Consider the following 15660-nt stretch of genomic DNA (forward strand, 5'->3'; position numbering starts at 1 on the left):
TTCTCTCAATAACAGAGGGACAGAGGTGGTTAGCTGAACGTTGGGAAAAACTGATAGTTTTATCGACGTAAGAAGCAGAAAAATTAGCTAAATTAACAGGATGTACTCTCAGACAATTTCAAGAGAGATAGGCTTTTAGTGGCTTGGGAACAGGCTTTATCAATCTATTCATAATAAATATTGGCAGAAGATTAAAGATTAGTTATTGTCACTAACTCTTTTGATTAGAAAAAGATAAACTTGAGAATTTTCATTCAAATTTATTGACTCAAAATCCGCTGTACTTAATTTAAATGAATCAACCCTACCCCTAACCCCCCTTCAAAAGGTTTGATCCCCCCTAACCCTAGGGCTGATTCATTCTCTAGTTTGATTCCTTGTTTGTCTGTCTTCAATCGCTTACGGGGCAAGCAAAGCAAGGCATTTTAAAAATTTTTCAGATATTTGTTCTGAGAAATTGACTGAAAACCTTGCCAGATAAGGATTTGATTGAATGACATTTGCGAGAATGAAACGACCCTAGGGTTAGGGGGGATCAAACCCTCATTAGTAACAATAAACGCCATAATACTATCCCCTGCAATATACCATTCTAAGATGGCAGTATCTTGATCAATTAAGGATTGAATCTCACTTAGAGGAATGCTTTCAAACTTTTGAGTTAAGCTAAAAGTGGGGTCTATGGGAGTTATTTCACGGTCAATGAGTTGATTTAATTCTTGTTTTAAATAATTGAGGTGAGTATAGTCATTTAAGATGGGTTGTTTTTGTTCATCTGGGGTTAAAATTTCTCCCCGATTGCGGGTTTGTTCTTGGATGGCTAACTGTTGTTCTTCCCCAATAATGGCACGACGGAGGCGATCTAATTCCGTAATAATAGTTTGGGGGATATCACCTTTAGGATAGATATCTCGTTCGGTAAACAATTGGACTAGATAGCGGGTTTTGCTACGTTCAATGTATTCTAAAGCGCGATCTTTTTGATTGAGGTTGAGATAGGATTGAACTATGCCATGATAAACATCCATTGCCTCTGAGAGGATTTCTTGTTGTCGTTGGGGGTTTAAGGCTTCGAGTCGGGTATTTTCTACGGCTTCGATGGCTAAGTTGTAGCCTTTGATGGCGGTTTCCCAGTCTTCTTTAAAGTTAGCAGCATTCCCTAAGTTTCGTCCTGTTCCTAAACAGTCTATAGGAAAAGCCGTCGGGGTATATACTTCTAGTGACAGGTTATAAGCTGTGATCGCTTTCTCTAGATTATCTGGCTTTTCCCCTCTGATGCGAATTGAATAAGCAGCACCTAGATTATTTTGTGTCGTTGCCCATTTTTCAGGAAAGGCTTCACGGGTATATACTTCTAATGACTGCTTATAAGCTGCAATAGCTAACTCCAGATTATCTGCCCTTTCCCCTCTGATGCGATTTCTATAAGCATTCCCCAGATTATTTTGTATCATTGCCCATTTTTCAGGAAAGGCTTTACGGGTATATACTTCTAATGACTGCTTATAAGCCTCAATAGCAAACTCCAGATTATCTGCCCTTTCCCCTCTGATTCTCTCACTATAAGCAGTTCCCAGATTATTTTGTGACCTTGCCCAATCTTCAGGAAAATCTTCACGGGTATATACTTCTAATAACTGCTTATAAGCCTTAATAGCTAACTCTAGATTATCAGCCCTTTCTCCTCTGATGCGATTTCTATAAACAGCCCCCAGATTATTTTGTGACCCTGCCCAATCTTCAGGAAACGCTTCACGGGTATATACTTCTAAAGACTGGTTATAAGCTTTGATCGCTAACTCTAGATTATCAGCCCTGTCCCCTCTGATGCGAATTGAATAAACAGCACCCAGATTATTTTGTGTGTTTGCCCATTCATAAGAAAAGTCACGGGTTCTTACTTCTAAAGACTGGTTATAAGCTTTGATCGCCGACTCTAGATTATCAGCCCTTTTCTCTCTGATTCTCTCACTATAAGCTATCCCCAGATTATTTTGTGTCCTTGCCCAATCTTCAGGAAAAGCTTCACGGGTTCTTACTTCTAAAGACTGGTTATAGGCCGTGATAGCTAACTCTAGATTATCTGCCCTTTTCCCAAGAATGCGACTTTGATAAGCACCCCCCAAATTATTTTGTGTCATTGCCCATTGTTCAGGAAAAGCTTCACGGGTATGGACTTCTAAAGACTGGTTTAAAGCTGTGATCGCTAACTCTAGATTATCTGCCCTTTTCCCTCTAATGCGATCACTATAAGCATTCCCCAAATTATTTTGTGTCCTTGCCCAATCTTCAGGAAAGGCATCACGGGTATATACCTCTAAAGACAGGTTATAGGCTGCGATCGCTAACTCTAGATTATCTGCCCTTTCCCCAAGGATGCGATTATTATAAGCAGTCCCCAGATTATTTTGTGTTTGTCCCCATTCATCAGGAAAAGCTTCACGGGTATGGACTTCTAAGACAGTGTGATAGCCTGTAATAGCAATTTCTAGATTATTAGCCCGACTTCCCAAAGGAAACTGTGAAATATCAATACATAAATTTTGAATCACCCCGGCAATAACTGCCACTTCTTCTGGTTTCCCTTGAGAAAACACCTTCCTAGCCCATTGTTGCAACACTTGGGCAAAAGTATCATCTAACAGATGTTGACGGCGTTGTAGGATAGGATAAACCATCGCAGGATCATTACTCTCTGCTTCTGCTTGTAAGACTTCTAATGGGACTTAGACAAAAAACAAATCGATAAAAGCCTCAACTCCAATCCCCGCTTGGGATTTACTTCGAGAAGCCCAAAATCGCTGAAACCCAGATAGATCAAGGAAAATCATAAATTGAGGTTAACCCTTTGTCCCGTAATGGTTTGAGCCTTTTTTGCTGCCCGAAAATGCCTAAGTCCCACTAATAAAAACTCCTGATATTCCTCTATACTTCCCGCTTGAGGGTTGAGAAACTGCCCCAACCATTGCGCTATATCGCGTAACAAAGCAGCAGGATTATTATTTCCTTGTTGTTCTAACCATGTTGCATAGTTTTCCATCACCTGCAAGAATTCGGGATCAATCAATTCCTGATTTGCTTGCAGAATATTATTGATTTCCTCACCATTAGTACAAGTGAGCAACTGTTCAATTAAATTAACATAAGCTTGGGCGCGTTGTTCATTCATTGTCTGTACTGTGATTGATGTGATTATGTGATGAACTGTGATTTTTTTTGAGAGAGACCAACCTTATGATTTAACGTGATACAATAAATATTCGTGATTGTCAAGGGGGGTCGCTGCCAAATTTGTTTGATATATTCCAAGTTTCTGCCTTAGAACATATCAAACAAATTACTTTTCTGCACAAATAACTGTCATTACAGCAACTTCTTTGGCCAATTGATCTCCTATTTCATCTTCAACAACGTCCAGATCGTAATCCATTTGTAATCCCAGCCAAAATCGCGGTGACATATCAAAATAACGAGCTAACCGAAGAGCTATATCCGCCGTGATACACCGCTTTCCGTGAACGATTTCGTTAATACATTGTTCGGGAACTCCAAGAGCCAGAGCTATTTGATTCTGACTAAGGTTCATTGGCTTGATAAATTCCTCTAAAAGAACCTCTCCGGGATGAATTGGCATTAGTTTATCTTCATTCATTATTTTACCTCAATGATAATCAACGATTTCTCCGTCTAGAGCATCACCGTTTTGCCAGACAAAGCAAATTCGCCATTGATCGTTAACCCGAATGCTATATTGACCTTCCCTGTCACCAACCAGACGTTCCAATCGATTTGCTGGTGGGACACGAAGATCTTGCAGGGTTTCCGCACGATTAAGCATCCGCAATTTTCGCAATGCCACTTGTTGGATATCTAATGGCAATTTACGCGAATGTTTACGTTCAAAAACTTTTTGAGCTTCTTTATCTTTAAAGTTTTGGATCACTCTCTAAACAATTTCTTATCCTACTTTTAAGTATATGACGTAAGGATGCTCCAATGGCAGAACTGGTTGGGGAACAGGCCAGACAGTGACTTCTGCGAATGCGTCTGGGGCCAAGATGACGCGACGACAAATGATCGCGGTAGCCTTCATGTTGGACATACTAACAACACCTTAGCCTGTTGTCAATGTCCCCAACAGTTAAAAACACCTCCTATTCTTCTATATTTCTCGCTTGAGGGTTGAGATATTGCCCAAAGTTTTGTGTTAAATCAATCTGCATGGTTATTATTGTATCCTTATTATTTTCACCCCGTTGCATAGGTTTCCATCACCGGCAACAATTCGGGATCAATCAATTCCTGATTAGCTTGTAGAATATTATTGAGTTCCTCATCATTAGTACAAGCGAGCAACTGTTCAATTAAATTAACATAAGCTTGGGCGCGTTGTTCATTCATTATTTTGATTGTGATTGATGTGATTATGTGATGGATTGTGATTTTTTTTTGAGAGAGAGCGACCTTATGATATAGTGTGATACAATAAATATTCGTGATTGTCAAGGACAAAGGATAACCTAGTCATAGTCGATTATTCAATCATTCTAATCATAGTTTAGACATTATTAAGGAGAAGGACTATGGACATCACCATTCATCTTAGCCAAGAACAAAGGGAAAAACTCGCCTACATCCAACAACATAGCGATCAGGATATCACTACCCTGCTCAATCAAGTTATTGAGCAACAATATACCAAACTACACCCGCGCAACTCAGATTCCCTTAAAGTGCTGAAAGAAAGCGGTTTTATTGGGTGTGGACAAGGTTCGCCCGATCTTTCTACTAATTATAAAACCATCCTGAAGGAAGAATGGTCAGCCAAACATGATTATAGTTGATACAGGCTTCTGGTTGGCCCTCGCCAATGAGCAAGATCATCATCATCAACAAGCACAGCTTGTAATTCAAAGATTGCGAGAACCCCTAATAACAACCTGGTGTGTTGTCACCGAAACTTGTTACCTTTTGCTAACTCGTCTCGGTAATCATGCTCAACTGCTATTTATTCAAAATTTCTTAGCAGGTGGTTTTGAAGTATTTGAATTACAATCAAATCATGTTAGACGAATGGAACAACTCATGGACCGTTATGAAGATATACCAATGGATCTAGCTGATGCTTCATTAGTAGTATTAGCTGAAAACTTAGGACACGGGAGAATTTTAACGTCAGATCGCCGCGATTTTTCAATCTATCGCTGGCAGGATAACCATACTTTTCAAAATTTATTCTTAGAATATCCTTAGTACTTGGGAATCAAATGAATAGGATTTTTGTGATTGTGTGATTGTCTAAAAACAATCTAATCATAGTCCATCATTCAATCACTCTCAATCATAGTTTAGACGGTATTGTAATTAAGGATTACCGGAAATAACAAACCTACCCACTGCCACTAAAAACCCTCCTACCGCCGTAATTAAAATACCAATTAATGTCCAAATTTGAGCCTGTTGTGAACCTTTAATTGCCTTAACATCTTGCTTCAGGTTATCGATTTCCACCTTTAATACCTGTCTTTCCCCCTTAGCTTCTGTTAACTCAATTTTGATGTCTGTAACATCTTTTTGTAAATTCTCTAATTTGTGATTAATTTGAGCTAAAATTTCCCCTAGGTTTTGTTCAATTATTACTGACATTTATATTTTTCCTCATAATCAAAAAGCTCCCCCCATCATTCACCCTAAAACTCAAAATTGTTGAGCCAGTTCTTGGATAGCAAAAAATAATAAATTTTATCCTTTTCACAAAGCATTTTTGGGGCGACGGTTCCAGAATTCGGGCTAGTCAAAGACTAAACCCGAACTTGACCGAGTTTTTTAATCCTCTAAACTAATCTTGACCGGATTAACTTTCCAAATCTCTTGACAATATTCCCAGATTGTGCGATCGCTAGAGAATTTAGCCATGCGAACCGAGTTAAGAATCGACATCCGCGTCCACTTGTCCCGATCGCGATAAGCTTCACTTACCTGTTCCTGACAATCAGCGTAGGATTGATAATCAGCTAAAAGCATATACTGGTCATCGTAGAGGAGAGAATCAACGATCGGTCTGAATAATTCCGGGTCACCATGGCTAAAATAACCACTCTTAATTCGATCGATCACTCCCTTCAATTCGCGATTATTTTTGTAATAGCTCATCGGTTCATAACCGTGTGCTTTCTTAGCATAAACTTCTTCTGCTGTCAAGCCAAAAAGGAAGAAATTTTCTGCCCCTGCTTCCTCGCGAATTTCGATATTAGCACCGTCCAGAGTCCCGATGGTGAGGGAGCCATTCATGGCAAACTTCATATTACCGGTTCCGGAAGCTTCCTTACCCGCCGTAGAAATCTGTTCGGAAAGATCCGCCGAAGGATAGATGCGTTGACCCAAAGAAACGTTAAAGTTAGGCAGGAAAACCACTTTTAAACGACCTCGGACATCAGGATCCTTATTCACAATTTCAGCCACAGCATTAGTTAACTTAATAATTAACTTCGCCATAAAGTAACCGGGGGCTGCCTTACCACCAAAGATAAAAGTGCGCGGCACAATATCGATCTGGGGGTTCTGTTTAATGCGATTGTAAAGGGCGATAATGTGCAGAACTGCCAGATGTTGGCGTTTGTATTCGTGAATCCGTTTTACCTGCACATCGAAAATCGAATTAACATCCACCTCGATATTGCGGGTTTTCAGCATATAAGCCGCTAAATCGGCCTTATTCGCCTGTTTAATTTCATACCAACGCTGACGAAATTCGGGATCATCAAGGTATTGTTCCAGTTTTCGCAATTCCTTCAGGTCTTTTAACCAATTATCGCCGATTTTTTCGGTAAATAGTGCCGATAATTGGGGATTGCTCAATAAAATCCACCGGCGCGGGGTGACACCATTGGTTTTATTGTAGAATTTTTCCGGCCAGAGCATGGCAAACTCTTTCAGGGTGTCTTTTTGCAGTAACTCGGTGTGTAAGGCAGCGACTCCGTTAATCGAGTGACTACCCACACAGGCTAAATTAGCCATGCGAATTTGTTTATTACCCCAACCAGCTTCTTCAACTATCGACAATTTGCCCAATAATTCCTCGTTATCGGGAAACCAAGTCCGCACATCGTCGAGGAAAAAGTGATTGATCAGGTAGATAATTTCTAGATGTCGGGGTAGCAATTTCCCCAGCAGATCCGCCGACCAACGTTCTAGGGCTTCCGGCAATAGGGTATGATTGGTATAAGCGAAGGTTTTTTGGGTAATTGTCCAAGCTTTTGACCATTCTAAGCCGTTTTCATCCACTAACAAACGCATTAACTCAGCGATCGCAATGGCGGGGTGAGTATCGTTCAGTTGAATAGCGGCGGTTTCGTGGAAATTTTGCAGATTTTTGTGGCTTTTTAGGTGAATGCGAATTAAATCTTGCAGGGAAGCGGCCACAAAAAAGTATTGTTGGGCGAGACGTAATTCGCGACCGGCGGGGGTGTTATCGTTGGGATAAAGGACTTTAGAAATGGTTTCCGCGTCCATTTTTTCAGCCACGGATTGATCGTATAACCCGGCGTTAAAAGCCTCAAAATTAAACGATTCACTCGCTTCTGCTTTCCAGAGACGCAAAGCGTTCACCGTGTTGGTTTTATAACCCGGGACGGGGGTATCGTGGGGAATGGCTAAAACCCGACGTTCCGGCAGCCATTGTACCCGTTCCTGTCCCTTATCATCGTGATAGATTTCCGTCCGGCCCCCCAGTTTTACTTCCACACTTTCATCGGGACGGGGTAATTCCCAAGGATTGCCGAAGCGTAGCCAGTTATCGGGGATTTCCACCTGCCAACCGTTTTGGATCATTTGATGGAAAATGCCAAATTCGTAGCGGATACCGTAACCGATGGCGGGAATTTCTAGGGAAGCGAGAGAATCAAGGAAACAAGCCGCTAAACGCCCTAAACCGCCGTTGCCGAGGCCGGGATCCGGTTCCTGTTCGATAATTTCCTCAAAATCAAGACCTAATTCCTCGATCGTCTCTTTGATTAGGTCATAAATACCCAAATTGGCGAGATTATTACCTAAATACCGCCCCATGAGAAATTCGGCCGAGAAATAGCAGACGAGCTTAACTTTTTCCTGTTTGTAGGTGTCGGTGGATTTCAGAAAACGACGCAGCAGGCGATCGCGAACAGTGTAGGCAAGGGCGACATAGTAATTGTAGGGACTAGCATTAGTGCGGTTAACCCCTTGCAAATAAAACAGATTGTCCAGAAAAGCCCGTTTTAGGGTTTCGGGACTCATGCCCGTGCGATCGTCTTCAACTAAAGTGGGGCATTGAAGCACTTCACGCCCATCAGCTATATAGGTTGTCTCCATGGGTTTTTGTTGTCCATATATTCGGGAGTTGATCGCCGATCATACCTGATAACGATATCCTTTATAGTTTACTTGTTACCTTTTAGAGAGACTCAGACATTTAGATTTCTATTGGTTTTGAGCGAAACGGCGATCGTAATTGCCGACAAAAAAAGGGTGAACCCTGTCCACCCTCCCACAATTATTCACAAAAAAAGCTTAATAGCGTTTTTTTCTGTCACCACCACCACCATTGAAGGGTGCGCGCTCTTCACGCTCGCGGGCTTCGTTAACTTTAATTGATCGCCCCATCCAGTCAGCACCATCTAGTGCCTCAATTGCGGCGGTTTCCTGGGCTTTACTTTCCATTTCCACGAAGGCGAAACCGCGTTTGCGCTGTGTCTCTTTGTCCACGGGAATATGAACCCTTTTAACTTTGCCGTACTCTGCAAAGACATCGACCAGATCTTCTTGGGAAATCTCGTAAGAGAGATTACCAACAAAAATAGACATAATACTTGAATCCTCGAACAATACTCGAAACGGTGTGGAGACACAAAATTCAGGGAGAAGCCGAACAATACTAAAGTAAAAGACTTACCGAATTAATACTGAAAACGAACTTGAACACCAATCTTGACTCTCCCCCCGATCATAACACGAAAAGACTGGAGTTAATGTTAACTTTTATTCTGCGGGGCAAGAGACTGTTTTGTCCATCGGTGGCTACTCCCTCAACCGCCAGCCTTTTTTTCCCGACGAAATAACCAAATCATCAGGGCCACCACACCAGTTTGTAGGGCAAAATTGGGTAAGGCGGTGGCGACGTCCCTGGCTGCCGCTAATTGGGCCAGAAACACCACCGCACCGATGAAACCAGAAGCACCTAAACCGAGATAGAGAAACTGCCGCAGACCTCGGTAGGGATTGGCGGCTTCCTCTTGCAAGCGCGCGTATTTTTGGGGATCGAGTCGAGGGGATTTGCTCATAAAAAAATCTTTCTAGCTTTGTATCTATTGTCCGTGATATAATCGGAAATTGGCAATGTGCCGATGTAGCTCAGTGGTAGAGTAGTTGATTCGTAATCAATTGGTCGTGGGTTCAAATCCCATCATCGGCTTGGGTTTTCCTCCTAAAAGTTGACTCAGAAATACCGAAGTCCGCCTGAATAAATCTAAAAACCTTGTTGGATAACACTTTTAGACTTTTTTAGACTTTTTGACCATCCAAAAGTGTCGGACCCCGGAGTGAGCGGAATGGGTAAAACCCCACACCCCCCCCTGCCCCTAGGGTCGTTTCATTCTCGCAAATGTCATTCAATCAAATCCTTATCTGGCAAGGTTTTCAGTCAATTTCTCAGAACAAATATCTGAAAAATTTTTAAAATGCCTTGCTTTGCTTGCCCCGTAAGCGATTGAAGACAGACAAACAAGGAATCAAACTAGAGAATGAATCAGCCCTAGGGGCAGGGGGGGTGGGGGCAGGGGGGGCCACACCCTACACCCTGCTCCCACCAAGAAACTTTTTCAGCAAACCCTAGTTACTGAAGAAAAGGTTGAATGATTTCTGCGATCGCTTGACGTTGGCAATCGTCATATCCCCAGCGTTCTAGAAAGGCTTGATATTCTCCTTGTCCTGTGTTTAAACTGGTGGCTAATTGTTGTAATTTTTCCCCTAAGGACGGCGACAATAACTCCTTAATTAGTTGACTGGTTTTTTCTTGGACTTTCTCAGAACCTTGGGCGTTTTCTTCGTCCCCTTGACTGCGATGATAGATAACCATTGCCGTGGACATAGCCAGATTTTTGACTAATAATTCATTCACCAGTATTGGGGAAGTTTTTAAAGCAGTGATGACTTCTAAACTAGGATATTCCGTAGGGGATAAATCGCTAGTTAAGTAAGTAACAAAAAATCCCCTAGCTCCATTTTCTGTCGAGACTAACTCAGTAAATTTCTGAGTGATTGTCTCGGTATCTAAAAACTCAATTTGACTTAGTAAATCTTGAGTTTGTTGGATAGCATTTTCAAAAGTTATACTCATATCCATACCTAGCCTTCTGTGAAGTTTAAGAGAAAAATACTAAGCATCTAAAGTATTTAACCAATTAGTTAAATCCTCCACTGTCGAAAAATCCAATAAAGCTTCCCCCACTCGTTCCAGAGCATCAATATTCAAGGTTATAATCCGACTCTCTAGAGCCACATCAATAGCTCCTAACTTACGTTTAATCAGACGAATAATTAGATTTCTTTCTCTTGCTAAACCCTGTTCTAAACCCTGTTCTAAACCCTGTTCTAAACCGCGGCGCATCCAACTGGTGGTAATCTGCATAACTCCCTCCTGTTCGGGTTGAATAAATGTGCTAATCTCCTGTTGAAATTCTATCTCCTCGGACGAGTTGAGATTGAGATAGGTATCGACAAAGCCTGAAATCAATTGCATTCTAGCGGCATCTAATCTTAATGTTACCAATAATCTTAGACATTGTGCCTTAACTTTTGCTCTATCGCGAGGGGCAATTTTCATCTTGGCCATCAAAGCGGCTGCGACGGGATTAGATTGATTGAGAAAATCCCGCCAATTCAAGCGATTTAACTGGACAACTTGATAGTTAAATTCTAACACTTTTAAGTCAGGAAACTCAATTTTGTATTGACGAATTGCTTCTTTTTGCGGACGATCATAGGAGAATATGACAATCGGATAAACTGGTAAGGCAAATTTTTGATGCAGACGAGCAAAATAAGTAAACATTCGCCGATTAAATTCCGGTTGAGAGCTAGACTGTGCTTCTAGATGAATTAAGAAAAATGATGATTGTCCTCGAAATTGAACTTGGGCGACTAAATCACTTTCATACTTTTCTCCTTCCGTGACATCGGTAAAGACTTCTTTGTCTAAAAATGTGATCTGATTAGGCTCTAAATAATTGATAATCTCAGGAAAAAACAGCTGAATAAATTCAACAAAAAAAGTTGCAATTAATTCCTTAAATAAACGATCATGGTCAATAACATCATTCATACCTAATAATTATCAACGAGGAATCCTTCAGCTTATCTTCATAACTTTTTGTAGTAATTATCAAAGATTTTCCAATGACTAGCACTAGGAGACAAAGAAATTAAATCCTCGATATTCCCTTCCATAGTAGCACAAATTTGAGCGCGGGGTAATAGCAAATCCTCTAGTAAGACGAGTAAGGACGAGGAGATAAAATGCCCAAGAAAGCGTACTCATCCGAACATCTAAGTTCAGAGGAACCGAAAGATAAATACAGAACCAGTCAAGACTCAGTGGCAACAAGAAGATGGCACTGGTTAGGTAAAATATCTTTAGGATAGACAATCAAAAAGGCGACAGTAGCTGTCGGATTAGATTATCAATATAGTTTTAAAAATTCTCAAAATATCTAATCAATTAGGAGAAGAAGGAGTTAAAAATATCAAGAAAAAGGGTCAGGAACATCCGAGAGGAAAAGAACCTTTATTGAAGAAAGAACAATTCCAAAAATTAAAATTGAATAAATTCAGGGAAATTTACGGTAATTTTGCCGGTTAAATCAATTCCCTGCTATCTCCACCAAAGCTCTTGCTAGTACAAGGGTTCTATCTAATTCTAAATTATCGATTGAGAATAGAAATAATTCGATGATTTTGAGGAGTTTTTTCCTGAATTATAGGACGTAGTTGTTGCACCAGTTCCTTAGAGCGTCTTATTCTTGCTTCTGGTAATAAATGCTCATGGGTATCGGCAAATAAACTAGAATCTGTTTGCAGATTAAGAGTTTTTGGATTGTAGATTAAAGGTACTATATTAGACAATTCTTCAATAGTTTTTTTAACATTTTTTACAGTAGTTTCATCGGTCTTAGCATAAACCCAAGAGAGAGAAACTACTAAATCAGCACCTTTAGCTTTTAACTCCTCTTGAAATTGAGCGATGCGTTTGAGGGAGTGTTGCGAAACAGGTCGATCAAATGTTCTAGCCCACCATTTACCTGTACGATGTTTGACTACGGTAGGATCTCCTTTTTCTGTGATTGGATCTGATAAATAACCCCTAGCTTTTCCTGTTTGTATAACATCAACAGCAGTTTTTACCATAGCGCGTAAACTAGGAACTCCCATTAACCAAGTCTCGGAAACTAATTGTTCTAAGGGTATATTTCCTAAACCAGGTTTTCCAATAGCAACACCAAAGGGAACCGAACCAAATAAACCATCACCATAACCAATACCATCATCATCCAGTAACATCAAATATTCAGGACTGAGAACCACTATATCCCCCGGACGTACCTGTTCTAAAATAATTGGGCAAATAACATTTAATCCCAAATCTCCCTGTAAACCAAAGTTAAAAACTGGGATTTTTAGCTCTTGTTCTAGGAATTGAGAGTTAATACTATATTGTACTCCCGACCCCCCCGCAAAAATTATTCGTCTCGGTGCTTGTATCTGCTTGGCAAAAGAGACTTTTTGTTCGTACATTTGTAGGAGCCACTTTAATTCACCACCGTAGTGTACGTTATAAAAAAAACCCAAAGACCAGGCCACCCCAACGGTAGCTAACCAAGGCCAAAAAGTAAACATTTTCTTCATAAGTTTAGCTCCTAAAGTTGAAGAACCAGGGGATAACTAGAGAATCAGTAATTTTAGTTCAAAAAAGAGATAATTGTCTTATCTTTCTTGCCACAATTGCCAAATAGTCGCCACATATTTCCGTCCTTTTGACAAATAATCCCAGAGATTAATTCCGGTTTTACTCTCACCATAAATGCGGGGAACGCAAAGATAAGGAACTTCCACTAACTTATAACCTAAACGATTGGCACGGGTTAATAAATCAATGCAGTATTCTCCATAATCTCCCTTGAAGCGAATTTTTTCTAAAACCTGAGAACGAACGGCAATAAAACCACTGGTATAGTCGTGAACTTGATTGCCTAGCATCACGATGGCCATGCGATTAATAATCCAGCTTAACATCCGGGCCATCACTCCGTGGGCAACATCATCACCCCCCGGAATCCAACGAGAACCTACGGCCATATCAGCTTTTTTAGCTCGAATCGGTGTGATTAATTGCGGCACATCTTCTGGAGGCATAGATAAATCACAATCCATCCAAGTAATAATTTTAGCCCCATACAGGTTAATTGCGTCGTCAATACCTCTTTGTAGAGCCGAAGTTAACCCTTTCTCGTTGATTCTGCGACACAAAATTACCCCCGATTGGAATTGCGAATCTTGGGGAGGAGTGGGGTATTGTTGGGCTAAATCTTCTACTATCTGCCAAGTTTCATCGGGAGAATTATCATCCACCACTAGCACTAAATAAGGACTAGGAACACTAGCTAGTAAACGTTCAATTAATTGACTAATATTATCTCGCTCGTTATAAGTGGGTAAAATCGTACAGACTAAATCATTAGCTGCTGGGGTAATTGTGGGCTTATCCTCGGATTTTTTGGCTAGTAAACCTGTCTCAGAAGCAGATATAACTATTTCATAGAAAGGATACTTACCAATGATTCCAGAGCGATTTATGCCAATTTGAAACTTTTGTCCATCTTGGCTAAATTCCAGTTCTTCCGGTGGGGATTCTAAGAGTTGACAAGGGCGATAGGGATAGCAAACGTAGGGAAAACTAAACAATCCTTGACTGAGTAATTCTTGGCATAGTTTAACCATGGCTTGACTATTTTCCACACGGAAGAAAGTTTTTTGTTTCTCCAAACCAAAACCCAAAACTTGTGCCGCATATTGATGAGAAAAGGCAACAATAGAATTAGTATCCTCTTCTATGCTTTTGATGGCTGGCGCTATCCCCTGATGGGTTTTATAGAAAAATTCTCCACCTTGATAAATGTTTTTATAGACACCTATTGCCATTAAGATTAAAAGTAAAACCCAACTTCCCTTGGCTAGTAAAACTTCTTGGTTCGCCCCGACAATTTTTACTTGTTCCACCGTTAATAAGGTAACAAAGGGGATAAGAGGCAATAAATATCTCGGTCCCCATTGTTTACCTCCCACCATGACTTCTCCCGGGGCAATATCGACTAAACAAGATACCCCTACTGTGTAGATAAAATAGAGAGCATAGACAAAAAGCATTTGTTTATCTAGAGATATATTGGCGATGTCAAATAGATAACAACTAGCTAAAAGTATCAGAAAGTAAATGATATTGTCCTTGACTAACGCCTTGGTTTTGACCATTCCTTGCTGGCGAAGATTGACGAGAACAGCCAAGATGATAATCGCCATTATACTAATTAAAGTTACGGGAATATCCTTGGCAACATTCAATTGTTGACCGCTCCAAGTGAGCAAGTAAGCTAAGGGAATTATACAGATAGGAAAATGCAGCAAAAAAGAGCTATTTAACTGATAAAAACTGGTCAGGGCTTCTTGAATACGTTTTTTCCAAGAAAACTCCTCAAGGACTAACAGAGCGTGAACTCCTAGAAAACGATTATAAATTAACTTATTGCAAAACCACAGTACAAACACACTAACAATCATACCTAGCACAAAAACAAAAGCTATTCGATTGGTTAGCAGAAATTCAGAAAAATTAAGATTTTGCTCGGTTGAATACCAAGCAAAAATTGAGGTTTGTTCTGGAGTTAACCCCAAGAAAACTAATAAAGTTAAAGTTGCCACTAGGGCCAGACATTCGGAGCGGAACCATACCGATAAACCCACTAGAAATCCGCCTAATAAATTGGGCAGCCAGCCACTATTAGCTGTATCGGGTAGAAAAAAAGCGATAACAATTCCCAAAAATCCTAAAGTAACAGCGAGGGTATGTTCACAATATATGGCACTGTATAGAGTTAAGGGAGAAGCAAAAATCAAAATAACTAATCCCAAAAGCCCCCCCCAACTGTCTAGGGAAAAAGCGGGAATTGCTCTTGAAAAACTGAGCCACAATACCCAAATTGATAGGAGGGGAATCAAGTAAAACCCCCGATAACCCCAAAGTTTATAAAAAAGGGAAGTTAGCCAAGAGAATGGAAAAGGAAAGGAGATATAATAACGTTGATTTAAGTAGTAAACAAAAGGGGGGCGATAACTGTATAAACCCTCTTGCCAAAGACGAGTAACCCAAGCTTCTGCGCGCTCAACTAAGTCAAATCGCCATGGACCATTACTTAGCTGACGAGCTAGTAAAGCTTTCAGCGCTCCATCGCCATTAAAAAAAACATCCTTGGGAACTGAAATACATAGATATAGGGAATAAAAGCAACCGGCGGCAATTACTACCCAAGATAAAAACTCCGTGCCAATTATCATAAAAGTCGGTTTTTATTCAAAAAA

Annotated in this window: 15 protein-coding genes, 1 tRNA gene and 1 pseudogene; 4 read left to right on the forward strand and 13 right to left on the reverse strand. The window is 40.5% G+C overall.

The features are described from left to right. Nucleotides 1-425: 425 nt before the first annotated feature. The 5 genes and pseudogenes from H6F92_RS17010 to H6F92_RS17030 form a co-directional block, all read right to left on the reverse strand. Nucleotides 426-2678 (reverse strand): tetratricopeptide repeat protein, encoded by a 2253-nt coding sequence (locus H6F92_RS17010; protein WP_190358822.1) that lies wholly within the window; start codon nt 2676-2678, stop codon nt 426-428. Between the two features lie 227 nt (nt 2679-2905). Then, nucleotides 2906-3169, reverse strand: a pseudogene (locus tag H6F92_RS17015) (hypothetical protein); the annotation flags it as partial. 168 nt (nt 3170-3337) lie between these two features. After that, nucleotides 3338-3652: a HigA family addiction module antitoxin gene (locus tag H6F92_RS17020; RefSeq protein WP_190358823.1), complete on the reverse strand. Its 315-nt coding sequence runs from the start codon at nt 3650-3652 to the stop codon at nt 3338-3340. Between the two features lie 9 nt (nt 3653-3661). Further along, nucleotides 3662-3943, reverse strand: coding sequence for a type II toxin-antitoxin system RelE/ParE family toxin (locus tag H6F92_RS17025; protein ID WP_190358824.1), 282 nt, complete (start codon nt 3941-3943; stop codon nt 3662-3664). Between the two features lie 305 nt (nt 3944-4248). Next, a complete protein-coding gene (locus H6F92_RS17030; RefSeq protein WP_190358825.1) occupies nt 4249-4401 on the reverse strand; it encodes a hypothetical protein in 153 nt (50 codons plus the stop codon). A gap of 182 nt (nt 4402-4583) precedes the next feature. On the opposite strand from H6F92_RS17030, the gene H6F92_RS17035 reads away from it, so the two are divergent. After that, entirely contained in the window at nt 4584-4844 is a 261-nt protein-coding gene (locus tag H6F92_RS17035; protein ID WP_002740817.1) for a hypothetical protein, read from the forward strand. After that, the gene (locus tag H6F92_RS17040) at nt 4831-5253 is read left to right on the forward strand and encodes a type II toxin-antitoxin system VapC family toxin (RefSeq protein WP_190358826.1); all 423 of its coding nucleotides are present in this window, start codon (nt 4831-4833) and stop codon (nt 5251-5253) included. The genes H6F92_RS17035 and H6F92_RS17040 overlap by 14 nt, the downstream gene beginning before the upstream one ends. A gap of 111 nt (nt 5254-5364) precedes the next feature. Here the strand turns inward: H6F92_RS17040 and H6F92_RS17045 are convergent, their stop codons facing one another. The 4 genes from H6F92_RS17045 to H6F92_RS17060 all read right to left on the reverse strand — a co-directional run bounded on the left by H6F92_RS17045 (nt 5365) and on the right by H6F92_RS17060 (nt 9314). Beyond that, entirely contained in the window at nt 5365-5646 is a 282-nt protein-coding gene (locus H6F92_RS17045) for a hemolysin XhlA family protein (protein ID WP_002736843.1), read from the reverse strand. 180 nt (nt 5647-5826) lie between these two features. Continuing rightward, entirely contained in the window at nt 5827-8346 is a 2520-nt protein-coding gene (locus tag H6F92_RS17050; protein WP_190358827.1) for a glycogen/starch/alpha-glucan phosphorylase, read from the reverse strand. Nucleotides 8347-8544: 198 nt separating this feature from the next. Continuing rightward, complete coding sequence (locus tag H6F92_RS17055) at nt 8545-8838, reverse strand: RNA recognition motif domain-containing protein (RefSeq protein WP_190358828.1); 294 nt, start codon at nt 8836-8838, stop codon at nt 8545-8547. 221 nt (nt 8839-9059) lie between these two features. Next, entirely contained in the window at nt 9060-9314 is a 255-nt protein-coding gene (locus H6F92_RS17060; RefSeq protein ID WP_190358829.1) for a DUF3493 domain-containing protein, read from the reverse strand. 59 nt (nt 9315-9373) lie between these two features. Here H6F92_RS17060 and H6F92_RS17065 point away from each other — a divergent pair. Then, nucleotides 9374-9445: transfer RNA gene (locus H6F92_RS17065), tRNA-Thr, on the forward strand. Between the two features lie 420 nt (nt 9446-9865). Here the strand turns inward: H6F92_RS17065 and H6F92_RS17070 are convergent. Both H6F92_RS17070 and H6F92_RS17075 read right to left on the reverse strand, forming a co-directional pair. Continuing rightward, nucleotides 9866-10369, reverse strand: a complete 504-nt coding sequence (locus H6F92_RS17070) for a hypothetical protein (protein WP_190358830.1) — start codon at nt 10367-10369, stop codon at nt 9866-9868. Between the two features lie 39 nt (nt 10370-10408). Then, nucleotides 10409-11353 carry a DUF4351 domain-containing protein gene (locus H6F92_RS17075; RefSeq protein ID WP_190358831.1) on the reverse strand — a complete coding sequence of 315 codons (945 nt, stop codon included), beginning with the start codon at nt 11351-11353 and terminating at the stop codon, nt 10409-10411. A 194-nt stretch (nt 11354-11547) separates the two neighbouring features. On the opposite strand from H6F92_RS17075, the gene H6F92_RS26585 reads away from it, so the two are divergent. Further along, the gene (locus H6F92_RS26585) at nt 11548-11673 is read left to right on the forward strand and encodes a hypothetical protein (protein WP_265795761.1); all 126 of its coding nucleotides are present in this window, start codon (nt 11548-11550) and stop codon (nt 11671-11673) included. Between the two features lie 279 nt (nt 11674-11952). Here H6F92_RS26585 and H6F92_RS17085 read toward each other — a convergent pair whose 3' ends face one another. Then, nucleotides 11953-12933: a hypothetical protein gene (locus tag H6F92_RS17085; RefSeq protein WP_190358832.1), complete on the reverse strand. Its 981-nt coding sequence runs from the start codon at nt 12931-12933 to the stop codon at nt 11953-11955. A gap of 78 nt (nt 12934-13011) precedes the next feature. Then, entirely contained in the window at nt 13012-15636 is a 2625-nt protein-coding gene (locus tag H6F92_RS17090) for a polyprenol monophosphomannose synthase (RefSeq protein WP_190358833.1), read from the reverse strand. Nucleotides 15637-15660 lie beyond the last annotated feature (24 nt).

The organism is Microcystis wesenbergii FACHB-1317 (assembly GCF_014696875.1).
GTDB classification, from domain to species: Bacteria; Cyanobacteriota; Cyanobacteriia; order Cyanobacteriales; family Microcystaceae; genus Microcystis; species Microcystis wesenbergii_A.